Here is a 20867-nt window from a genome sequence, read left to right on the forward strand (position 1 = left end):
TCAGCCAAGCGATTGCTTGGCACTGCTGGGAGGGCCTGACCATGACGGAATGCTCGACGAGACGCCGCGAGATCCTCGACGCGGCCGCCGAACTGTTCGCACGCAAAGGCGTGGCCGCGACGACGATCCGCGAGATCGCCGACCGTGTCGGCGTCGTGTCGGGCGCGCTCTACCACCACTTTCCGTCCAAACTCGCCATCGTCGACGAACTCGTGATCGACTACCTCGAAGAACTGCAACGCCGGTACCGCGCGATCGATTCACGCGATCTCGACCCGCGCTCACGCCTGCAGGCGATCGTCGACACCTCCCTCGCCGTGGCACACGAACGTCCGCATGCGACGGCCGTCTACCAGGACGAACTCCCCCACCTGCGGAAGCGTTCACCGGGCACCCGCGCGAGTGAGCTCGCGGACGAGGTTCAGCAGGCGTGGATCGACACGATCGAGGATGGCAAACGCCGCGGTGCCTTCCGAAACGATTTGCCGGCGGACGTATTCCATCGCTTCATCCGCGACTGCGTGTGGCTGTCGACGCGATGGCACACCGCCGACGATGCGTACACCACCCATCGTCTCGCCGCGGACTGTGTGACCATCTTTCTCGACGGATTCGCGGTCGATACCCACTGCTCCCATCCGGATTCACAGCACGACGCACCGGCACCCGCGGCAGCCTGACATCTCGGCGTCCTCCGATCCGACTGGCCGGGAACGCCGGTCCCCCGGGGATGTTTCGCGGTTAGGCTCCAGGCCGGTCAACAGCCCGCTGTATCACTCCCAGATTCCGGAGGTCGATCATGAGCACGCCTGACACGAACCACCAGCCGCCGTCACTGACGCTGTCGCCGGCCGAGCAGTTGCTCGCCGTCGAAGAGATCAAGCAGGTGTTCGCGCGGCGCCTGCGCATCATGGACACCAAACAGTGGGACCTCTACGGGTCCGTGCACACCGAGGACGTCGTGAGTGAGTCGTGGGGCGCCGGCAACCGAGTCACCGGACGCGACCTGCTCGCCGACGCGATTCGAAACACTCTGGACGGCAAAGTTTTCGTGACGAGTGTGCACCACGGTCACCAGCCCGAGATCACCCTCACCTCCGACACCACCGCCACCGGCATCTGGGCCATGGAGGACGAGCTGTGGTGGACCAACGGCGACGCCGAGGAACACCTCCACGGCTACGGCCACTACCACGAGGAGTACCGCAAGGTGGAGGGCACGTGGCTGATCAGCTACCGCAAGCTCACCCGCCTGCGCGAAACCGCGTCGCCCGACTTCTACGACTACCGCGGAACCACCCGTCCGCCGCGCTAGATATGCTGTGCTCCAGATCACCAAAGCAATTGCTTGGTTGACTGAGTGAAACCAGATCGACGAAAGAGGTCCACGCATGGCCGCACCCACCGGTGAACTGACGATGACTGCCGCCGAGCAGTTGCTCGCCATCGAGGAGATCAAGCGGGTGTTCGCTACGCGCCTGCGCGTCATGGACACCAAGCAGTGGGATCTCTACGGCCCCCTGCACACCGAGGACGTCGTCACCGAGACGTGGGCCGGGCTGCCGGGCGACAAGCAGCCGAAGGCGAACGGGCAGGCCAACCGCGCGTCGGGACGCGAGCACCTCACCAACTCGATCCGCGGCATGCTGGGCTCCTCGACTCACGTCACCACCGCACACCACGGCCATCAGCCCGAGATCACCCTCACCTCCGACACCACCGCCACCGGCATCTGGGCCATGGAGGACGAGCTGTGGTGGACCAACGGCGACGCCGAGGAGCACCTCCACGGCTACGGCCACTACCACGAGGAGTACCGCAAGGTGGAGGGCACGTGGCTGATCAGCTACCGCAAGCTCACCCGCCTGCGCGAAACCCACACCCCCAACTTCTTCGACTACATGGGAGCCCTGTGACCACCGCAGCCCTCGACACGTCCGCGCTCTTCGAGCCGCTCACCGTCCGGTCCCTCGAGCTGAGGAACCGAATCGCGATGTCGCCCATGACCCGCCACGGATCGCCGGGTGGCGTTCCCACCGACGAGGTCGTCGCGTACTACCGTCGGCGCGCCGAGGGCGGCACCGGGCTCATCGTCACCGAGGGTGTCGCGATCGAGCATCCGTCTGCTGTCGACGCCGACACCGTCCCGGTCATGTACGGCGAAGAGGCACTGTCGGGTTGGCGCAATGTCGTCGACGCCGTCCATGCCGCGGGCGGCAAGATCGTCCCGCAGCTGTGGCATGTCGGACCACTGTTCGGCGCGATGGGACCGGTCGGTGACGTCACCCCGATGCGCCCGTCCGGACACTGGGGCACGGTCGGCAACACGATGTACTCCGACGAGTACGTCGAGCAGATGCGTCCGGTGACCGCCGCAATGACCGAGCAGGACATCGCCGACGTGATCGCGGCGTATGCCGCCGCGGCGCGCAACGCGATCGATGTCGGATTCGACGGCATCGCCCTGCACGGTGGCCACGGCTACCTGCTCGACGCGTTCCTGTGGGAACCCACCAACCAGCGTGACGACGAATGGGGTGGAGATCTACAGCGCCGCACCCGATTCCCCGTCGAGGTCGTCAAGGCGATCCGCAAGGAGATCGGCGAGGACTACCCGATCATCTTCCGATTCTCGCAGCACAAGCAGCAGGACTTCGTCTCCAAGATCGCCGAGACGCCCGAGGAACTCGGTGTGGTGCTGAACGCGCTCGTGGATGCAGGTGTCGACATCCTCGACGCGAGCATCCGCCGCTTCTACGCCCCCGCGTTCGAGGGCAGCGACCTCTCGCTGGCCGGGTGGGCGAAGAAGCTGACCGGCGCCACCGTGATGGCGGTCGGCAGCGTCGGCCTCGACAGCGCGCTCAACGAGCAGGTCATCGCCGGCCTGCCGCAGATGTCGAACACCCTGCCGGACCTCATGCGCCGCGTGAACGAGGCCGAGTTCGACCTCGTCGCGATCGGACGCCTGCACATGGCGGATCCCGCTATCTCGCAGCGCCTCCGAGACGGCGACCCGATGCCGGAGTTCGACCGCAAGGCGCACGGGGACCGTCTGTACTGACGTCGTCCCGCAAACGGGAGTCCACGGCACGCTTCGTCAACGAAAGCGTGCCGTGGACTCCCGTTCGGCGTTCGAGGATCAGCCCTTGCCCGGCACCAGGATGGCCCGGCCCTTGATCTTCCCCGCCTCGAGCGCGTCGAAGGCCGCGACGGCGTCCTCGAGGGGGATCGTCTCGGATTCGATGGTCACGAGTCCGCGACGGGCCAGGTCGATCACCGCGCGCTGATCCGCGCGGGTGCCGGCGTAACTCGTGCGCACACTCGCGCCCCACGGCAGCGCGAATCCTGTCCAGTCGAACTGTCCACCACCGAGTCCCAGCACCCGCAGTGCCCCGTCCCGGCCGATGACCTGGGTCGCGATGTCGACCGTCGCCTGCACGCCGACGCAGTCGAAGACCGCGTCGACTCCGATCCCGTCGGTGAGCTCGAGGATCTTCTCGACACACGATGGGTCGCTGGCGAAGGCGTGGTCGGCGCCCAACGTGGTCGCCAGTTCGAGCTTGTCCTCCGCCGAGTCCACCGCGACGATCCGGGTCGACGTCGTCGCCGCGAGGATCTGGAGGGCAGTGTGCCCCAGCCCGCCGATGCCCAGCACCACCGCTGTCGTGCCCGGCCCGAGTCGGTCCCGGGCGCCGTCGATCGCGTGATAGGTGGTGAGGCCGGCGTCGGCGAGCGGCCCCGCTGTCACCGGATCCAGGTCGCCGAGCGGCTCGACGAACCGGGCATCGACCTTCATGTACTCGGCCATGCCGCCGTGCGCGGCGAGTCCGGGGCACAGCGGCACACCCTGACGTCCGGTCCCACGCTCACACGAGTTCTCCCGGCCCTGCACGCATGCCCGGCACGTCCCGCAACTCCAGACCAGGAATACGAGGACGGCGTCGCCCACCGCGAACGACTCGACGCCGTCGCCCAGCGCGGCGATGCGGCCGGCGGTCTCGTGCCCCAGGGTCATCGGCGGCGGCAGCATCGAGATCGGCGAGTGCCGCACGTGGATGTCCGAGTGGCACAACCCCGCTCCAGCGACCTCGATCAGCACTTCGCCGGGTCCGATCGCAGGAATGTCGGTATCGACGACCGCGATTCGGCCGTGCTCAACCAGCTGCAACGCGCGCATCGCGCACCTCCTCGACGACGGCTGCGGCCGGCTCTACTGCGAGATGCCTGCGCAGGAACAGGATCTGATGCTCGAGTGCGCGGTCGAACCACTGCTTGCCCGGGTAGACGTCGAAGTGGTCGCACGGATAGTGCCGCACCTCGGCACGGGCCTTCTCGGCAGCTTTCGCCGCGGCGTGCGGCGGCGCACTGCGGTCGAGGTCCCCGATCTGCACCAGCAGCGGCGCCGTCACCTTCTCGGCAACCGTGACCGGGCGGTACGAACCGATCTCGAGGAAGGACCGCGCGGTGACCTCGTTCCGCCAACTGGGGCCGGCGATCGACAGGTAGTCCTCGTAGATTCCGGGCAGGGACAGCGCGGCCACCTCGCCGGGACGACCCGCGAGTGGGATGGAGACGCCGCCTCCGCGCGAGGCTCCGACCTTGTCACGCAGCGCGGCCCACGAACTCTTCGCCAGATGTCCGGCGCTGTACTGCTTCATCGACGCAGCGGACGCCGCCCGGGCATCCGTCGCCGGAGTCAGTGCGACGAGCGCCGCCAACCGGGGGTCGCTCGCCCCCAGGCTGAGGACGTGACCGCCGGACAGCGAGACTCCCCATGCGACAACGCGATCGGGGTCGACGCCGTCGGTGCGTCGGGCTGCGGCAATCGCGGCCGCATAGTCCTCGAGCTGGTCGCGGATCGAAATCGTCTGACGGACCGCACCGCCGCTGCGTCCGAATCCACGGTAGTCGAAGGCCAGGACGTCCAGTCCTGCCGCGGCGAGGCCCTCGGCGAAGCCCTCGAGCCCGCAGTCCACGGTTCCGCCGAATCCGTGTGCCATCACGACGCACGGGCGACCGGCCTCGTTCCGGAACGCATCGCCCTCACCCCGGTAGAGCCAGGCCGAGCAGGTTTCCCCCTGGACGGGGATGTCCATATCGGTACGTGTCACAGTTTGCTCCCATAGATTGTGTTGAGCCACACCGCAACGAGAGCCTCGTTGGCGGCCTCGGGGGTGAGAGCCCCCGGTCCGCCTCGCGACAGGCTCTCGACGGCGCGATCGTTCATGTCGAGTAGAACCACGGCGAGTGCCCGGCTGTCGGGTCCGTCGACCGCCCGTCCCGACGCCCGTTCGGCGTCGATCACCGACGCCACCGGCTCGATGAAGCTCGAGCGATCACCGTCCCACATCTCGCGCACCGCAGGGTCGGAGTCTCGTGCATCCCGCAGTGCCCGATACAGATTGGGGTGGCGCTCCCAGGTGCTGATCACCTCGGTGATCAAGCCCGCGATCATCTCCCGCGGGCTGCCCACCCGGCCGAGATAGGCGCGAGCGCCCTCCTGCATCTCGCCGTAGACGGTCCGTGACAGCGCCGCGACGGCCTTCGCCTTGTTGTCGAAGTAGAAGTAGAAGCCCGACCGGGTGACCCCCGCCGCGCGCGAGATGTCGCTGATGCTGATCTCATCGAGCGCGTGGTCCTCGAGCAGCGACTCGACGGCCTCGAGGATCGCTGCGCGGCGCTCCTCACCCTTGTTCGCTCTCCGTGTGCGCGTCGCGTCGGTAGAGGCTGGGCGACTGCTCATGTTTCGGCTTTCCGGTCGGCTACGGCGTACGGGATCCCATCATGCCGGGACAGCCGCGAATCGGACGGCACCCTCCCTCTGCACCCGCGCCAGTCCGGCCGGCAATTCCTTGGTCCGCATCTCGTGTTCGTAGATGTAGTAGTCGACCTGCTGCGTGTGACGGGGCCGGTTGTTGAAGTGCCCCACGAACCGTTCTTCGTCAGCCTTGATGACGCGGTGCATCTCGGCCTCGGCCGGCGGCCGGTAGTTGCCCGCGAGATAGGCGGCAAGCGTACGAGACTGGCACTCGACGAACGGGAACAGTGTGGGCGCCGACTGCGCGAAGCCGACGAACGCAAGATCGTCCATGCCGGGTTTGAACATGCGCTTGTACAAGGGGAAGTCGTTCCCGGGCGCGCTCAGGAAGTCCTGGTCGAAGAACGGGAACGTGATGTTGTATCCGGTCGCGTAGATGATGACGTCGAAGTCGCGGCTCGTGCCGTCGACGAAGTGCACGGTTTCGCCGTCGAGTCGCTCGATATTCGGCTTGGCATCGAGGTCACCGGACCCGAAGCGCACCAGCAGTTCCTGCGACTGCGTGGGATGCGCCTCGCCGAAGTGATGGTCCGGCTTGGGCAGGCCGAAGCTCTCGGGTCGGCCGGACAGGAAGATCGGGCCGCGGCGGCCCATCCGCCGCTGCCACGACAGCGGAATCTGTGGGATCGTCTGGATCAGCGTGTCGGCGGGGACGCCGAACGCGTACTTGGGCACGATCCACGCGCCGGAGCGGGTGGAGATCGTTACCTTGTTGCGCTGCGCACGCTGCGACAGTTCGACGGCAAGGTCCGCAGCACTGTTTCCGAGTCCGACGATGAGAATTCGCTTGTCCCGCAGATGCAGCGGGGTCTCCGGATCGATGTACGCGTGCGAATGGATCGACTCGCCGGTGAACTCGCCGGGAAAGTCGGGCAGTCGGGGGTCCCAGTGGTGCCCGTTCGCGACAGCAAGGAAGTCGAAGCGGCGCGTCTCGCCGTCCTGGGTCGAGACCTCCCACCCACCTCCCGGCAGGTGCTCCGCATGCTCGACGCCGTTCTCGAACTGGATTCGGTCGAGCAGCGAGAACGCGGACGCATAGTCGTCGAGGTACCGCTTGATGTCGGTGTGATGCGGGAAGTCCGGAAGCTCCTCCGGCATCGGGTAGTCCTTGAACGACAGCCGGTGCTTGGACGTGTCGATGTGCAGCGACCGGTAAGCGCTCGAATGACCGTTCGGGTTCCCGAACGCCCAGTTGCCGCCGATGCGGTCGGAGCTCTCGAAGCACTCGTAGGGGATGTCGTAGTCGGTGAGCATCTTGCCGGCCGTCAGACCGCTGATTCCGGCTCCGATGATGCAGGTCGTGGGTTTCGCCATCGTGCTCCGTTCGAGGTGGACCGCGTGCGTGGGTGCGTCGCCGAGACCGCCCATCAGGCACATACGTGAGGTGACTCACACCGTAGGGCCAAAATTGACACGCGTCAATAGTTCCGAGAAGCGCTGCCCTGCTATGGAAATGCAGAGTTCACCCCTTTTCGCAGCGCCGATCGAGTGTTACAGTTCACATTCAATTCTTAGACTTGGGTCTAAGAATCCACCCCGCTTCGCCTCCGGCACACCCGGCCCATACCTGTCATCCCGCAAGGAGTCCGTCCATGCCCGACTTCTCCGGCAAGAAAGTCGTCGTCACCGGTTGCTCGTCCGGTGTCGGCGCCGCCGCCGTCATCAAACTCGCCGTCCAAGGCGCCACCGTCATCGGTGTCGACCGCGTCGCGAGCACCGACCCCGCCATCACCCACATGGTGATCGGCGACCTGTCCACCCACCACGGCGTCCGCGCCATCGCCGACCAGATCACCGGCCCCATCGACGTGCTCATCAACAACGCCGGTGTCGCCGCCACCCTCCCGTGGCGAACAGTGCTCTCCATCAACACCCTCGCCCCCCGCGACCTCACCCGCGCCCTCCTGCCCAAATTCGGGCCCGAACCCGTCATCGTGACCACCGCATCGCAGGCCGGGTTCAAGTGGCAGCAGAACTTCGCCCGGCTCAACGCCTTCCTCGCGATCGACGACTGGGATACCGCCCTGGACTCCCTCGCCGACTTCCCCGACATCGACACCGCCTGCTACAACCTGTCCAAGGAAGCCGCCATCATCAATTCCGGCAACCTCGCCGTCGACGCCAAACACATCGGACTGCGCTCGAACAGCGTCTCCCCCGGCACGATCGGCACCCCACTGCTCGCGGACTTCACCGCCACCATGGGCGCCGAGAACATCGACGGCGCCGCCATGTGGGCCGGCCGGCACGCCCACGCCGAGGAAATCGCCGACGCCCTGCTCTTCCTCGCCTCGTCCGAGTCGTCGTGGGTCAGCGGCGCCGACATCCCCGTCGACGGCGGCCTGAGCTCCATGGTTTTCCGCAACTACATCGCGCCGGCCATGGCCGCGGCCGCCCAGTAGAAAAGGGGACGACACACACATGTCCGACACTACCGAACTCGTCTCGATCGATCCCGCCACCCTGCAGGAGGTGGGCCGCACCCCGGTCACCACGCTCACCGAACTCGGCACCCGAATCGAGCGCGCCCACAACGCTTTCGCAACCTGGCGCACCGACCGCGCCCACCGACAGGGCCTCCTCGCCGCCTGCTCCTACGAACTGATGCGCAAGATCCCCGAGATCGTCCCCCTGTTCTCCATGGAGCAGGGCAAGACCGCCGAGGACGCCGGCGGTGAAATCTGGATCTCCGCGAAATGCTTCGCCCACAACGCCCGCCTCGACTGGGACGACGTCACCGAGGCACCCGAAGCCGCCGGACGCACCGCCCGGATCGAACACCGCCCCCTCGGCGTCGTCGCCGCCATCGTGCCGTGGAACTTCCCCGTCTTCCTCTTGATCGCGAAGATCGCGCCCGCACTCGCCGCAGGCAACACCGTCGTCGTCAAGCCCGCCGAATCGGTCTCGCTGGTGGTCGGGAAAGTCGTGGAGATCCTGCAGTCCACCCTTCCCCCCGGCGTCATCGAGATCGTCCACGGCGGACCCGAGGTGGGCCGCGCTCTCGTCGAGCACCGCCGCGTCCGCAAGGTCTCGTTCACCGGATCGACCGGCGTCGGCCGCCAAATCATGCGCCAGGCGGCGGACACGATCACCCCGGTCACCCTCGAACTCGGCGGCAACGATCCCGCGATCATCCTCGATGACGCCGATATCGAGGGCGCCGCAACCATTCTCGCCAAGAACGCGTTCTTCAACACCGGTCAGATGTGCGTCGCCCCCAAACGCGCATACGTGCCGGCCGACAAGATCGACCAGTTCTGCGACGCCTTCGCCGCCGCCATGGACGCCCTGCCCGTCGGATACGGACTGGCGCCCGGCACCAAGGTCGGTCCGCTCCACAACAAGGCCCAACTCGAGTTCGTACAGGGCCTGCTCGACAAGGCCGTCACCGGCGGCGCCACGGTCGTCAAGGGTGGCGGACGCGGCACCGACCTGCCCGGCTACTTCCTCGAGCCCACCCTCGTCCGCGACGTCGACGACACCGCCGAGATCGTCTCCCTCGAGCAGTTCGGGCCAGTCTTCCCCGTCGTCGCGTACACCGACGTCGAGGACGTCCTCGCGACACTCGACGAGCAAGAATTCGGGCTCGGCGCCTCCGTGTGGGGCAGCATCGAGAACGCCGAGAAGGTCGCCGACCGGATCGACGCCGGTTCCGTGTGGATCAACCAGCACAACGCACTCGAGGTCGAACTCCCCTTCGGCGGAACGAAGTCGAGCGGGTTCGGCCGCGAGGGCGGCACCGCCGGCGTCGAGGACTTCCTCGACACCCGCGTCATCAGCATCAAGCACTGACGAAAGACGAAGGGCAGGGTGGCGATTGCCACCCTGCCCTTCGTCCTATCTCGAGTCATGTTCGATCAGGGAGCCCTGTCCATCCAGCCGACGAACCCGAGGGATCGTGGCGGCCGTCCACGCTTCGGGGTCCACGACAAAGTCCGCGCCGCACTCAGGTTCGGGTACACGCCGAAACCGGAGATCAGGTAGACGTCGCCGGTGCGGTCGTGCGCGTTGAAGTAGTTACGGCCGTGGAAGTTCCGGTCCGTGGACGCCACACGCGCCATCGACAAGGGCGACTGGCGAATCGGGTACTCGTCGAGGGAAACCGGCCTGATGCTTCACTTCTCCCATTCGTAGGTGCCGTCGATCAGAGCCGCGAGCATGCGGTGATGCATCACGTACTCGTCGGGGTTCTCGGGCGTCTGCACTTCCCCGAAATGGATTCGCCTGCGTTCGATCTGCGACATCACGATGCCGTGTCGCAGCGCGGCGTACACGAGATAGAAGTCGAGGTCGCGAACCTCTACCCCGGAGGCCCGCTCGTACTGCGCGACGACGTCGGCGCGCGTGAACATCTCGGGCAGTCCCGGCATGCCGAACTGCTCGGCCAGGTCCTGGAACTGGCGGTGGAAGAAGATGAACCAACCCAGGTCGAGTTCGCGGGGAGCGAGTACCGCCGATTCCCAGTCCAGCACGGCCGCCGCCTCGGTGCCCTCGTACATGATGTTGCCGATCCGAGAGTCGCCCCAGCACAACACGTCCGGCGACGGCGCGACGGGCCAGTGCGCTTCGAGCCAGTCGAATGCCCGCTCGAGCACCGGGATACGAAGGCCGTCGTTACGTCGGGTCCACTCGTAGTAGGCGCGCTCGCTGTCGAAGTGACGGCGCAGGCTGGTCTCACCGGCCGGGACCGCCAGCGACGGCACCGCCTTCGCCGGGTCGTCGATCGCGTGAATATCCGCGAGCACCCGCACGCTGGCGTCCTGCACAGCCTTCCGGCCGGACTCGTCCAGATCCTGCAGCCAGCCACCGAAGACGTACGGCGGGTTGTCGACCGGTACGGCCCCACTCGCACGATCCATCACGAGAAACGGATTACCCAGCGGCTCCGAGGAATTCTCCACCCACCGCACCCGAGGAACGGGCACTGCGCTGCGTTCACGGACGGCGGTCATGACGTCGAACTGGTGCTGCAGGTCGTAGCCGGGAAACACCGGGAACGCCGTGGCCTCCGGCGCGAGCCTGGCCACCAGCTGCGCCGTATGGGCTTCGCCATCCGCCCTCCAGTCCAGATCGAACAGCACCGAGACACTCGACATTCCGGAGTGCCCGGGCCGTTCGACGTTGTAGACCCGCGGCGCCGCATCGGCATGCAGTCGGTCTCCGAGCCATCCGGCGAGCTGTTCCCGCAGCGCGTCCAGATCTGTCTCGGTGGTCGTGATGTTCGCTTCCACACCCTCTGGCATCACGCTGTCGGCGGTCATGCGGTACCTCCCATTCGTTTCGGCGAGACGAGTCCACGGCGGGCGCTCCTCGCACGGTGAGATTGTGCGTCCGGACAGGCTGATAACGGCGCCAGAATGGCCGGAATCGTCTGCTGTGCAGAGCTTCTCGACCCGCTCGGCGCCTCGGACTTCCAAGAAGTACAGCAGCGCTGCGAGCCGGTGTCAACGAATTCGACGAAGAAAATGAAGTCGGGTTCTAGTTCCGACCGGGACCGCCGGATGGAACAAACGGCGAACGGCCGGGCCACGATGTGGCCCGACCCTGGACTCCCGTATTCGATTGTGGGACAACCACGAACGCGAGAAGGACGGTCTAGCGGCCCGACCAGACCGGTTGGCGACGCTGCGCGAAGGCTTCGATACCGGCTCGGAAGTCCTCCGACACGAGAACCACGCCCAGAGCGTCCGCGGTGACTTCCCATCCTCGCTCGTCCTGGGCCGAGGTCTGCGCATCGAGCGCGCGCAGGCTCTCACGCACCGCCACCGGCGACGCCTCGCAGATTTCGAGCGCCATCGCCAGCGCACCCGCGAGCGCCCCGTCCTGGTCGGTCACCTCGTTGACCACTCCGAGCGTGAATGCACGCTCGGCCGAGAGCGTCCGACCGGTGATCAGCAACTCGCGCGCGACGTTGACCGGAAGCGCTCGAGGCGCACGGAACAGCGCGCCCGACGCGGCGACGAGTCCCCGTCGCGCCTCCGGCAGGCCGAACTCGGCGGTGCGGGCGGCAACGATGAGATCGCATGCCAGCGCGATCTCGAAGCCGCCGCCGAGTGCATACCCCTCGACCGCGGCGATCAGCGGTTTGACCCGCCTGCGTCGAATGATGCCGTACTCGCCGCCCCGGGGCATACGAAGATCGGCCCGCTCACGAATATCGGTGCCGGCGGAGAAGATCCGTGGGGTTCCCGTGACCACTCCGACCCACAGGTCATCGTCGTCGTCGAGAAGGTCGAATGCCTCCTCGAGTCCCTCGGCTGTCTCGCGGTCGATCGCGTTGCGCCGCTCCTCACGCTCGATCCGGACCACGAGGACGCGATCCTGCCGCTCGTACCGCACCGTCATCGAACCGTCTCCACATCACTCGTCACGACTGGGCCTACTCGGGCAGACCCATGTCGGGCCAGGTGCCGGCGACCCAGGTCTGCAGATTGCCCCATCCGGTCGCGCCGGTCTCGACGTCGTGGACGCGAATCACGCAGTCCCGGAACTGGTTGAGTTTTTCCGCCGCCTCGGGTGTCGAGGTGTCGGCGTAGTAGCTGCCGTCCAGGTGGAACGAACCCTTCCAGGAACCACCGCGCTCACCGTTCGGCCGCAGATAGTGGCCTGCGCCGAGATGGAATCCCGTGTCGGACACCGGTTCTGCTTCCAGAACGCGAATACGCCCGTCGGACATTGCGAGGTGGAAAGCCCCACCGAGGAACCGCCGGTTCCGGGGATCGAACGTGATCTTGGGCTCGATGCCGGTGATCAGGTCCCGCGGCCGGTCGGCGTACTCGAAGCCGCCCTGCGCGACCTTGTGCAGGTAGCCGGGGCCCTCGTAGTGCAGAAGGTACTGGTGGAAAGCGTAGTTGCTGCCGTCGGGGTGCTCGAAGTACAGGGGGTTCCACACCGCGAGGATGCTCGGCGTGTAGCGCTCGGTGGGATCCGGAGCGAGGTCCGCGATGTCGTCACCGACGCCGGGGCGCACCCCCCACGAATGGTCGCGGGTCATCACCCAGTCCTCGGGTCCGACCTCGATCCGCTCACCGTCGGCCTCGATCCAACCGCTCGCCACGACACCCGTCTGGTGGTACCGGATCTGGTCCGCGGTGCGCCGGTATCCGGTGATGTTCCGCCGGTCTTCCCGCTCTTCCGCAACACACGGCACGACGCCCTCGAGGATCAGGTCGAACGCGACCGGCTGGACGTCGTTGGGCTCGAGTACCGCACGGATCCGCCGGAGCGGCTCGATGATCTCGTAGCGAATCGGCCCGACGTCCACGGAGTCCGGGTCGGTGGACAGTTCACGACTCGCCCGAACGGTCCACTGCTCGGTGCCGCGAGCCACGCCGGCGTACGCATCGATGACGTTGCGGTTGATGTACTTGCCGAAACCGAATCCGATCTGCAGCGAACCGTCTTTCGCGGCGGCCATCAGGCACACCTTCTCGGTCCACGAGTAGTCGGTCTGCGCCACCGTCGCGAACGTCTCGACGATCTGATGGTTGAAGTATTCGTCCGCTGCCACCAGAGGACCGATGGATCCGCCCAAGGCCGCCTCCTTACCGAAGAAGATGGTTCGACCGGGACGACGAATGCCGCTCCGGCCGCGCTGATCTCGCCAGATCTATTTCGAATTCTGGACTCGGAGGCTAAAGATAGACGCTAGTCTAGGTTTTGGGAACAGATTCACGATTTCTTTCGCGCCCGCCCGTCACCCACCCCGCCGGATTGGACACGGGCGCGCCGATCGGCGAAGACTATCGGGTGCCATTCACCCAGACAGGAACACTCGTGTAAGTGCACGATCGGAAGATACCTGGAGAGAATGAACGAGCCCACGACACTCGGCCGCCGCGAACGCAACAAGCTGCAGACGCGGGGACGCCTGCTGACCGCCGCGCGCGAACTCTTCGCCGCGCGTGGCGTCGGAGCGACGGTCGAGGAGATCGCGGACCGGGCCGGGGTGTCCCGCGCCACCTTCTTCAACTACTTCCCGACCAAGGACGACCTGTTGGCGGCGCTGCACGCCGACAACATGGATTCACTGTCGGCCACCATCGACAGGCTGTTGGCGCAGGACCTGACGACCGAGGCACGGATCCTCGAACTCTTCGCCGACTTCGTGCACGCGACGGAGGAACTTCCCGGCTACCTGCGGGCGGTGACGGGAGAGCTCGAGCGCGATCTCGCGTCGCCCGAGATCAGCGTCGAGCGCACCGAACGCTTCACCGCGGAACTCCTCCGGATTCTCGAGCCGGGGATCGAGCGCGGCGAGGTCCGCTCCGACTATCCGCCCCGGTTCCTCGCCCAGATGATCGCCGCCGTGTACATCTCGACGATCCGCTACTGGCGCCAGGATGCGAACTACGACCTCGCCGACGGCTTCCACATGGCCGCGACGTACGTGGCGGAGACGCTCACTCCCCACCCGTGAACGACGCCGGATTCACGAAGTTTGTCCGAGACCGTCATTCGACGGGTAGATTCCGACTGGTCGGAAGGTGTCGATACTGCGAGTCGAACGCGGAGGCGGCAAGGTGGGGGAAAGTCGAGAGATCGTGACGCGGCGGGACGAACGACGACAACGGACGTTCGAGAGGCTGCTCCAGGCCGCTCGCGAACTCTTCTCCGAACACGGGTTCGACCGTACGACCATCGACGACATCGCGGCGGCGGCGCGCGTCTCCCGCGGCACGTTCTTCAACTACTTCGACAGCAAAGACGCTGTCCTGGCCGCGCTGCACATGGTCCACATGAACAAGTTGCCGGGGATCATCGACGACCTGCTCGCCCGGGACCTCACGACAGCCGAACGAATCCATTCCCTGTTCGACGATGTCGTCGAGGCGGCAGTCACCCTCGAACATTACTTCCGGGCGACCACGCGGGAACTCGATCGGGATCTCGCTACGCCGGCGGTCAGCGCTGCCCGCACGGAACGATTCATCGTGGCGTTCGGGCGAATCCTCGAGGCGGGCGTCGCCCGGGGCGAAGTACGGCTGGACTACCCGCTGCGTTTCCTCTCGCAGATGGTGACCGCCGTCTACGTCACGACGATCCGGTACTGGCGCCAGAACACCGTCACGGACATGGAAGTGGAGTTCGAGCGGGCCGCCACATTCATTTCCGAGGCGATCCGCCCCCGCTGACGTGGAAACCCGTCCGGCCCGTAGGGGGGAGGTCCGGACCGGACGGGCGATCGGGGTGGTGCTAGGCGGCGTCGGCGTCGAGGTCCACGACCAGCGGGGCGCCGGTCGCGTCCTGCACCTGCACGGCGGTGACGCCGGGCGCGAGTTCACGCAACACCAGGGCGCCGTCGGCGACGTCGATCACGGCAAGGTTGGTGATGATGCGCTGCACCACACCCTGTCCGGTCAACGGCAACGTGCACCGGTCGACGATCTTGGCGCCGCCATCGCGGTCGGTGTGTTCCATGACCACGATGACGCGCCGGGCACCGTGCACCAGATCCATGGCGCCGCCCATGCCCTTGACCATCTTGCCCGGCACCATCCAGTTGGCGAGGTCCCCACTACGGGAGACCTGCATGCCACCGAGGACCGCAGTGTCGATGTGGCCACCGCGAATCATGCCGAACGACAATGCCGAATCGAAGAACGCCGCTCCCGGGTTCACCGTCACCGTCTCCTTACCGGCATTGATGAGGTCGGGATCGACCGCATCCTCGCTCGGGTACGGGCCGGTGCCCAGAATGCCGTTCTCCGAGTGGAGAACCACCTTCACCCCGTCGGGGAGGTAGTTGGGGATCAAGGTCGGCAGCCCGATCCCCAGGTTGACGTACTCGCCGTCGATCATCTCCGCCGCAGCACGCGCGGCCATCTGCTCACGTGACCAGCTCATGCCGACACCGTCCGCTTCTCGATTCGCTTGTCCTGCACACCCGTATGCACCACACGCTGGACGAACACACCCGGCAGATGCACCTGGGCGGGATCGAGCTCGCCCGGCTCGACCAGCTTCTCGACCTGCACGATGGTGATCCGGCCGGCCATCGCGGCCAGCGGATTGAAGTTCATCGCGGTCTTGTTGAACACCAGATTGCCCTCGGTGTCGCCGATCTCGGCGTGCACCAGCGCATAGTCGGCGACGATCGACTGCTCGAGCACGTACGTCTTGCCGCCGAACTCGCGAGTCTCCTTCGGCGGCGACGCGATCGCGACCGAACCGTCGGCGTCGTAGCGCCAGGGCAGACCACCCTCCGAGACCGGAGTACCGACACCGGCGGGCGTGTAGAACGCCGGGATCCCGGCACCACCCGCACGCAGCCGCTCGGCGAGGGTGCCCTGCGGGGTCAGTTCCACCTCGAGCTCACCCGAGAGGTACTGCCGCGCGAACTCCTTGTTCTCACCCACGTACGACGCCGTCACACGGCGAATCTGACCCGCCGACAGCAGGATTCCCAACCCGCAGTCGTCGACGCCGCAGTTGTTGGAGAACACCTCGAGACCGGACACACCGCGATCAGCCAACCCGCCGATCAGCTCGGAGGGGATACCGCACAGCCCGAAGCCACCGACCGCCAGCGTCGAGCCGTCCGCGATGTCCGCGACGGCCTCGGCTGCGGATGCGAAGACCTTGCTCATGCAGCACCACCGGTGGCGGGCAGGATGCGGGCACGCACCTCACCGAAGCCGATGCGCCCACCGTTCACACCGGGCGCGGTCGCCGAGATCGAGATCTCGTCGCCGTCCTCGATGAACGTACGCTGCTCGCCGGCCACCTCGACGGGTTCGGCTCCGCCCCAGGTCAACTCGATGAAAGCGCCGCGCTGATCCTTCTCGGGACCCGAGATGGTGCCCGAGCCGAACAGGTCACCGGTGCTGGCGGCCGCGCCGTTGACGGTGGTGTGCGCCAGCATCTGCGCGGGCGACCAGTACATCTGGGCGTAGGGCGGACGTGAGATGACGTCGCCGTTCCACTCGACCTCGAGATCGATGTCGAGGCCCCACTTCTCGTCGCCCCGCAGGTACGGCAGCGGCGTCGGATCCTGCACGGGAGTATCGACGCGGGCGGCCTCGAGCGCCAGCAGCGGAACGACCCACGCGGAGATGGACGTCGCGAAGCTCTTGCCGAGGTTCGGGCCCAGCGGGACGTACTCCCACGCCTGGATGTCGCGGGCCGACCAGTCGTTCAGGATCACGGCGCCGAAGCAGTGCTCGGCGAACTGATCCGGGGTGATGGAAGAACCCATCGGCGAGCCGACACCGACGATGAAGCCCATCTCGGCCTCGATGTCGAGACGGATCGACGGACCGAACGACGGCGCAGCGTCGGCCGGAGCCTTGCGCTGACCGCACGGACGCACGATGTCGACGCCCGACACGACGACGGTGCTGGACCGACCGTGGTAGCCGACGGGCAGGTGCTTCCAGTTCGGCATCAGTGCAGCCGAATCCGGGCGGAAGAGCTTGCCCAGGTTGGTCGCGTGGTTCTCCGACGCGTAGAAGTCGACGTAGTCCGCCACCGCGATCGGCAGGTGCATCGCGACGTCGTCGACCGAGAAGACCGCGTCGTCGGCAATCTCACCGGCAACCAGCTCGGTGATCTGCGCACGCACCGCGACCCAGCGCTCGCGGCCCTGTGCCATGAACGCGTTGAGAGTCGGCTCGGCGAAGACGTCATCGCCCAGAGCCTTGGCGAGGTCGACGACACTGTCGCCGACGCGCACACCCACCCGCGGGCCCGCGTCGGCGGTCGAGAACACGCCGTAGGGCAGGTTGTCGAGACCGAACAGGGAATCGGCGGGAATCGAGATGACGGTCATGCGAGGGGTCCTTCCTCGGTCGAGGGGGAATCCACCGAGCCCGTAGGCGCGGAGGGCTCGGTGGATGATCGGGGCACCAGTCCGAGGCCGACCAGTTCGGTCAGCGGATCGCTGATGCTGCAAGTGCCGAAGGACCGGAAGTTCGCGCGCAGCGAGTCCACCGCCTCGGCCGACAGTCCCGCCAGTGCTCCGGCGAGGCTGGTTCCGTCACGGTCGGCAAGCGTCGCGGCGATCTCCTCGACACTCGCGCCGTCGGTTGCCCGATGCGTCGCGAGCATGACGTTGAGGAAGCCGTGCTGCTCGAATCCCGTGTCGGGGTCCGTGTTCCGGATGGCGTGGTGCAGACCTGCGGTCGCCTTGAAACGCACGCCCGCTCCGACGACGGTGTGAATCGCGGCGGCCAGTTCGGTCTCGTCCGGGTACGCAGCCGCGACGATGCCGCCGGTGCGGAACTTCGCGGAGTAGGGCGAGCCGGCCAGGCCGGCGAGGATCTCGGGTCGGCGGTCGTCGCGCGGGACCTCGACAAAGATCTCGACGCCCGGTGCAGCAGAAGCGATCTCGTCCAGCGCCGCGAGCAGCTGCGCAGGAGCCTGCCCCTCGGGTACCGCGATCTCCATTGCGACCAGCTTGACGCCGTCGATGGCACGCAACTGCACCAACGCCGCGCCGACCGCGTCGGTACCGCCCGGGACGGTGAGGCTCAGCTCGAGCTCGCCGTCCTGCTCGGCAGCCGTCTCGCCGAGGATCGCGGGCAGCTCACCGAGACGCGGGGCCGGGAACACGAACGGCCCCACCAGCGCAGCGTGATCGGCGTGCTCGTGTTCGAGGTGCGCGGGTACCGCAGCGTCCATCGGCGCGTTCCCCGGGGGGAACAGCGCCGCGTCGTCGCACAGGCCGGCGAGGAGCGGGGAAATGGCCGTCACTTGTTCGGCCCCCGCCCGGACCAGGACCACGCGTAGACGTCGTCCTCGCACGCCAGCGCGCCCTCACCGAGCTCGAGCGGCCGGAACGTGTCGACCATGACGGCGAGCTCGTCGAAGAACTCGACGCCGATGCTGCGCTCGTACGCACCCGGCTGCGGGCCGTGGGCGTGGCCACCGGGGTGCACCGAGATCGAGCCCTGGCCGATGCCCGAACCCTTGCGGGCCTCGTAGTCACCGCCGCAGTAGAACATGATCTCGTCGGAGTCCACGTTCGAGTGGTAGTACGGCACCGGGATCGCCAGCGGGTGGTAGTCCACCTTGCGCGGCACGAAGTTGCAGATGACGAAGTTGTTGCCCTCGAACGCCTGGTGCGCCGGCGGCGGCTGGTGCACGCGGCCGGTGATGGGCTCGTAGTCCGATATGTTGAACGTGTACGGGTACAGGCAACCGTCCCAGCCGACCACGTCGAACGGGTGGTTCGGGTACACCATGCGGGTGCCGACGATCGCGCCGCCCGCGCGGTGCTTGACCAGCACCTCGACGTCGGTGCCCTCGGCCACGAACGGCTCCGTGGGGCCGTGCAGGTCGCGCTCGCAGAACGGGGCGTCCTCGAGCAGCTGGCCGTACTTCGACAGGTAGCGCTTCGGCGGGACGATGTGACTGTTCGCCTCGATCGCGTAGGCGCGCAACGGCTCCGACCCCTGCGGCACCCAGCGGTGGGTGGTCGACATCGGGATCAGGACGTAGTCGCCCGGGCGTGCATGCAGCGCGCCGAACACGGTCTCGACGATGGCCTCGCCGGACTCGACGTACACCATCTCGTCGCCCAGCGAGTTGCGGTACAGCGGCGACTCCTTGGCCGCGACCACGTACGACAGGCGCACGTCGGCGTTGCCGAGGATGAGCCGTCGCCCGGTCACGACGTCGGTCTCGGCCCAGATCTCCTCGGGGAAGAGATCGTGCAGCTTGAGGTGCCGCGGCTTGAGCGGATGATTCGGGGTGGTGGTCTGGTCGCGCAGCTCCCACACGGTCGCGTCGACGATGGCCGACGGGATGTGGCGGTGGTACAGCAGCGCGGAGTCCGAGGAGAAGCCCTCCTCACCCATCAGCTCCTCGAAGAAGAGCTGGCCGTTCTCGTCACGGTGCTGCGTGTGCCGCTTCGGCGGAACGTTGCCGAGCTGTCGGTAGAACGCCATGACCGGCCTCCTGTGTACTCGCGCCCGATCTCGGGCTGTGGTCGTCACCGTCGGCGAAACAGCAGCGCGGACCGCAGTTGCCCCGGCCCGCCGGTCTCTCTCCGAGGTTAGTAAACAGATTAACTAGTTTCTGGGCGTGAGCGCAACCACATGAGCGGTCTCGTCTCCCCCGCCCCCGCGTTTTGCGCACTTAGCGCGAGTTCGCGCCCCCCATCCCCGCGTTTTGCGCACTCAGCGCGCTTGTGGAGACGCGGGAACAGCGACAAGTGCGCAAAACGCGCGGGGGGATGAGACGGGGCGGGAGAGGCGGGCGGCGCCGGGTTCAGTTGCGGCCGCGGACGTCGAACTGGCTGCGGTTGGTGATCAACTTGTCCAGGAGCATGACGAGAATGTGCTGCTCGGCCTCGGTGAGCACGCTCGCCCACGCGTACTCGCGCTCGTTGTGTTCACGGTAGGTCGCGGCCATCTCGGAACGCCCCTGCTCGGTGAGCGAGAGCTGCACCGAACGGCCGTCGCGTTCGTCCGGGGATCGCTCGAGCAGACCGCTCGCGACCAGCGTTTTCGCGAGGTTCGAGACGGCAGCGCGGCTCATGCCGGTGAGCTTGGCAGCACTCTTCGGTTCGATCGGGCCGGCCAGCCAGGTGACGAACATCAGCCGGAACGCCGACCACGACAGCCCTCGCGGGCGGTGGACGGACGACTCCAGGTCGTAGGTGATGACGTTCGCCGCCCGGTTGAGGGTGAGTAAAACCTGCGTGGCCAGGTGGTGGGTGGACCCGAACTCGGTGCTCAGACGCGCATTGGCGAGGTCGATGAACGACCAGAAGTCGAGCGACCCGGGGGCCGGCGTCGCCGATCCGTCCGCCGCGTGCGCACTGCGCCCCTCGTCGCCATCGCCGTTCATGCGGCCACCCTATCGCGGCAGCGCAGAGCCTCGCGCCACTCGAAACGTCGTCCAAACCTCACCAAATTAGTATATCTATTAACTAATATCGGACATCTGACTTACCGCCGGCCGGAACCCCGAGGGACGTTCGACCCCAACGTTCGACCCTGCGCGCCCATGAGGTGTCCATACGCGACCCAAAGGCTGTACAAAGGACCCAGACCAGCGACACAGCGCCCCGGACTGGACGCGACGACCCCCTGAACAGGATGAG

At 66.8% G+C, this 20867-nt stretch carries 22 protein-coding genes; 8 read left to right on the top strand and 14 right to left on the bottom strand.

Translation table 11 applies throughout. From position 1 onward, the window contains the following. The first annotated feature begins 41 nt into the window (after window positions 1-41). From C8K36_RS18405 to C8K36_RS18420, 4 genes are all read left to right on the top strand, one after another. A complete protein-coding gene (locus tag C8K36_RS18405) occupies window positions 42-680 on the top strand; it encodes a TetR/AcrR family transcriptional regulator (protein ID WP_107985963.1) in 639 nt (212 codons plus the stop codon). Between the two features lie 119 nt (window positions 681-799). Beyond that, window positions 800-1315: a nuclear transport factor 2 family protein gene (locus tag C8K36_RS18410; protein ID WP_107985964.1), complete on the top strand. Its 516-nt coding sequence runs from the start codon at window positions 800-802 to the stop codon at window positions 1313-1315. Between the two features lie 76 nt (window positions 1316-1391). Beyond that, window positions 1392-1916, top strand: a complete 525-nt coding sequence (locus C8K36_RS18415) for a nuclear transport factor 2 family protein (RefSeq protein ID WP_107985965.1) — start codon at window positions 1392-1394, stop codon at window positions 1914-1916. Continuing rightward, window positions 1913-3061 carry a 12-oxophytodienoate reductase gene (locus C8K36_RS18420; protein ID WP_107985966.1) on the top strand — a complete coding sequence of 383 codons (1149 nt, stop codon included), beginning with the start codon at window positions 1913-1915 and terminating at the stop codon, window positions 3059-3061. Before C8K36_RS18415 ends, C8K36_RS18420 begins: the two co-directional genes overlap by 4 nt. Before the next feature lie 78 nt (window positions 3062-3139). On the opposite strand, the gene C8K36_RS18425 is transcribed toward C8K36_RS18420, so the two are convergent. From C8K36_RS18425 to C8K36_RS18440, 4 genes are read right to left on the bottom strand one after another with little or no spacing between them, the layout of a single operon-like run. Beyond that, window positions 3140-4177, bottom strand: a complete 1038-nt coding sequence (locus C8K36_RS18425) for an NAD(P)-dependent alcohol dehydrogenase (RefSeq protein WP_107985967.1) — start codon at window positions 4175-4177, stop codon at window positions 3140-3142. Beyond that, window positions 4155-5096: an alpha/beta hydrolase gene (locus C8K36_RS18430; RefSeq protein ID WP_107985968.1), complete on the bottom strand. Its 942-nt coding sequence runs from the start codon at window positions 5094-5096 to the stop codon at window positions 4155-4157. The genes C8K36_RS18425 and C8K36_RS18430 overlap by 23 nt, the downstream gene beginning before the upstream one ends. An 11-nt stretch (window positions 5097-5107) precedes the next feature. Continuing rightward, window positions 5108-5743: a TetR/AcrR family transcriptional regulator gene (locus C8K36_RS18435; protein WP_107985969.1), complete on the bottom strand. Its 636-nt coding sequence runs from the start codon at window positions 5741-5743 to the stop codon at window positions 5108-5110. A gap of 39 nt (window positions 5744-5782) precedes the next feature. Further along, complete coding sequence (locus tag C8K36_RS18440) at window positions 5783-7132, bottom strand: NAD(P)-binding domain-containing protein (RefSeq protein ID WP_107986056.1); 1350 nt, start codon at window positions 7130-7132, stop codon at window positions 5783-5785. Between the two features lie 278 nt (window positions 7133-7410). On the opposite strand from C8K36_RS18440, the gene C8K36_RS18445 reads away from it, so the two are divergent. Both C8K36_RS18445 and C8K36_RS18450 read left to right on the top strand, forming a co-directional pair. Continuing rightward, a complete protein-coding gene (locus C8K36_RS18445) occupies window positions 7411-8220 on the top strand; it encodes an SDR family oxidoreductase (RefSeq protein WP_107985970.1) in 810 nt (269 codons plus the stop codon). 19 nt (window positions 8221-8239) lie between these two features. Beyond that, window positions 8240-9610 carry an aldehyde dehydrogenase family protein gene (locus tag C8K36_RS18450; RefSeq protein ID WP_107985971.1) on the top strand — a complete coding sequence of 457 codons (1371 nt, stop codon included), beginning with the start codon at window positions 8240-8242 and terminating at the stop codon, window positions 9608-9610. Window positions 9611-9675: 65 nt separating this feature from the next. Here C8K36_RS18450 and C8K36_RS18455 read toward each other — a convergent pair whose 3' ends face one another. The 4 genes from C8K36_RS18455 to C8K36_RS18470 all read right to left on the bottom strand — a co-directional run bounded on the left by C8K36_RS18455 (window position 9676) and on the right by C8K36_RS18470 (window position 13352). Next, complete coding sequence (locus C8K36_RS18455; RefSeq protein ID WP_146176505.1) at window positions 9676-9870, bottom strand: hypothetical protein; 195 nt, start codon at window positions 9868-9870, stop codon at window positions 9676-9678. 63 nt (window positions 9871-9933) lie between these two features. Beyond that, window positions 9934-11079: a phosphotransferase family protein gene (locus tag C8K36_RS18460; protein WP_107985973.1), complete on the bottom strand. Its 1146-nt coding sequence runs from the start codon at window positions 11077-11079 to the stop codon at window positions 9934-9936. Between the two features lie 334 nt (window positions 11080-11413). After that, window positions 11414-12163: an enoyl-CoA hydratase-related protein gene (locus tag C8K36_RS18465; RefSeq protein ID WP_107985974.1), complete on the bottom strand. Its 750-nt coding sequence runs from the start codon at window positions 12161-12163 to the stop codon at window positions 11414-11416. Between the two features lie 34 nt (window positions 12164-12197). Continuing rightward, window positions 12198-13352, bottom strand: a complete 1155-nt coding sequence (locus tag C8K36_RS18470) for a hypothetical protein (RefSeq protein ID WP_107985975.1) — start codon at window positions 13350-13352, stop codon at window positions 12198-12200. A gap of 276 nt (window positions 13353-13628) precedes the next feature. Here C8K36_RS18470 and C8K36_RS18475 point away from each other — a divergent pair, with 276 nt between their 5' ends. Then, a complete protein-coding gene (locus C8K36_RS18475) occupies window positions 13629-14237 on the top strand; it encodes a TetR/AcrR family transcriptional regulator (RefSeq protein ID WP_107985976.1) in 609 nt (202 codons plus the stop codon). 103 nt (window positions 14238-14340) lie between these two features. Next, window positions 14341-14952 (top strand): TetR/AcrR family transcriptional regulator, encoded by a 612-nt coding sequence (locus C8K36_RS18480; protein WP_107986057.1) that lies wholly within the window; start codon window positions 14341-14343, stop codon window positions 14950-14952. 61 nt (window positions 14953-15013) lie between these two features. On the opposite strand, the gene C8K36_RS18485 is transcribed toward C8K36_RS18480, so the two are convergent. The 6 genes from C8K36_RS18485 to C8K36_RS18510 all read right to left on the bottom strand — a co-directional run bounded on the left by C8K36_RS18485 (window position 15014) and on the right by C8K36_RS18510 (window position 20611). Next, window positions 15014-15664, bottom strand: a complete 651-nt coding sequence (locus tag C8K36_RS18485) for a CoA transferase subunit B (RefSeq protein ID WP_107985977.1) — start codon at window positions 15662-15664, stop codon at window positions 15014-15016. Then, window positions 15661-16407, bottom strand: coding sequence for a CoA transferase subunit A (locus tag C8K36_RS18490; protein WP_107985978.1), 747 nt, complete (start codon window positions 16405-16407; stop codon window positions 15661-15663). The genes C8K36_RS18485 and C8K36_RS18490 overlap by 4 nt, the downstream gene beginning before the upstream one ends. Continuing rightward, window positions 16404-17588 carry a fumarylacetoacetase gene (gene fahA / locus C8K36_RS18495; protein WP_107985979.1) on the bottom strand — a complete coding sequence of 395 codons (1185 nt, stop codon included), beginning with the start codon at window positions 17586-17588 and terminating at the stop codon, window positions 16404-16406. Before fahA ends, C8K36_RS18490 begins: the two co-directional genes overlap by 4 nt. Then, a complete protein-coding gene (locus C8K36_RS18500) occupies window positions 17585-18511 on the bottom strand; it encodes a hypothetical protein (protein WP_107985980.1) in 927 nt (308 codons plus the stop codon). Before C8K36_RS18500 ends, fahA begins: the two co-directional genes overlap by 4 nt. Continuing rightward, a complete protein-coding gene (locus C8K36_RS18505; RefSeq protein ID WP_107985981.1) occupies window positions 18508-19707 on the bottom strand; it encodes a homogentisate 1,2-dioxygenase in 1200 nt (399 codons plus the stop codon). Before C8K36_RS18505 ends, C8K36_RS18500 begins: the two co-directional genes overlap by 4 nt. Before the next feature lie 322 nt (window positions 19708-20029). After that, the gene (locus tag C8K36_RS18510) at window positions 20030-20611 is read right to left on the bottom strand and encodes a MarR family winged helix-turn-helix transcriptional regulator (RefSeq protein ID WP_107985982.1); all 582 of its coding nucleotides are present in this window, start codon (window positions 20609-20611) and stop codon (window positions 20030-20032) included. Between the last annotated feature and the right edge of the window lie 256 nt (window positions 20612-20867).

Source organism: Rhodococcus sp. OK519 (assembly GCF_003051005.1).
Taxonomy (GTDB): Bacteria; Actinomycetota; Actinomycetes; order Mycobacteriales; family Mycobacteriaceae; genus Prescottella.

Excerpts from the sequence above, each read along its gene's own strand:
- C8K36_RS18405 (WP_107985963.1), top strand. The coding sequence starts at position 42 with ATGACGGAATGCTCGACGAGACGCCGCGAGATCCTCGACGCGGCCGCC.
- C8K36_RS18485 (WP_107985977.1), bottom strand. The coding sequence starts at position 15,664 with ATGAGCTGGTCACGTGAGCAGATGGCCGCGCGTGCTGCGGCGGAGATG.
- C8K36_RS18510 (WP_107985982.1), bottom strand. The coding sequence starts at position 20,611 with ATGAACGGCGATGGCGACGAGGGGCGCAGTGCGCACGCGGCGGACGGA.
- C8K36_RS18435 (WP_107985969.1), bottom strand. The coding sequence starts at position 5,743 with ATGAGCAGTCGCCCAGCCTCTACCGACGCGACGCGCACACGGAGAGCG.
- C8K36_RS18445 (WP_107985970.1), top strand. The coding sequence starts at position 7,411 with ATGCCCGACTTCTCCGGCAAGAAAGTCGTCGTCACCGGTTGCTCGTCC.
- C8K36_RS18430 (WP_107985968.1), bottom strand. The coding sequence starts at position 5,096 with ATGGACATCCCCGTCCAGGGGGAAACCTGCTCGGCCTGGCTCTACCGG.
- C8K36_RS18415 (WP_107985965.1), top strand. The coding sequence starts at position 1,392 with ATGGCCGCACCCACCGGTGAACTGACGATGACTGCCGCCGAGCAGTTG.
- C8K36_RS18475 (WP_107985976.1), top strand. The coding sequence starts at position 13,629 with ATGAACGAGCCCACGACACTCGGCCGCCGCGAACGCAACAAGCTGCAG.
- C8K36_RS18460 (WP_107985973.1), bottom strand. The coding sequence starts at position 11,079 with ATGACCGCCGACAGCGTGATGCCAGAGGGTGTGGAAGCGAACATCACG.
- C8K36_RS18440 (WP_107986056.1), bottom strand. The coding sequence starts at position 7,132 with ATGGCGAAACCCACGACCTGCATCATCGGAGCCGGAATCAGCGGTCTG.
- C8K36_RS18465 (WP_107985974.1), bottom strand. The coding sequence starts at position 12,163 with ATGACGGTGCGGTACGAGCGGCAGGATCGCGTCCTCGTGGTCCGGATC.
- fahA (WP_107985979.1), bottom strand. The coding sequence starts at position 17,588 with ATGACCGTCATCTCGATTCCCGCCGATTCCCTGTTCGGTCTCGACAAC.
- C8K36_RS18505 (WP_107985981.1), bottom strand. The coding sequence starts at position 19,707 with ATGGCGTTCTACCGACAGCTCGGCAACGTTCCGCCGAAGCGGCACACG.
- C8K36_RS18410 (WP_107985964.1), top strand. The coding sequence starts at position 800 with ATGAGCACGCCTGACACGAACCACCAGCCGCCGTCACTGACGCTGTCG.
- C8K36_RS18450 (WP_107985971.1), top strand. The coding sequence starts at position 8,240 with ATGTCCGACACTACCGAACTCGTCTCGATCGATCCCGCCACCCTGCAG.
- C8K36_RS18490 (WP_107985978.1), bottom strand. The coding sequence starts at position 16,407 with ATGAGCAAGGTCTTCGCATCCGCAGCCGAGGCCGTCGCGGACATCGCG.
- C8K36_RS18425 (WP_107985967.1), bottom strand. The coding sequence starts at position 4,177 with ATGCGCGCGTTGCAGCTGGTTGAGCACGGCCGAATCGCGGTCGTCGAT.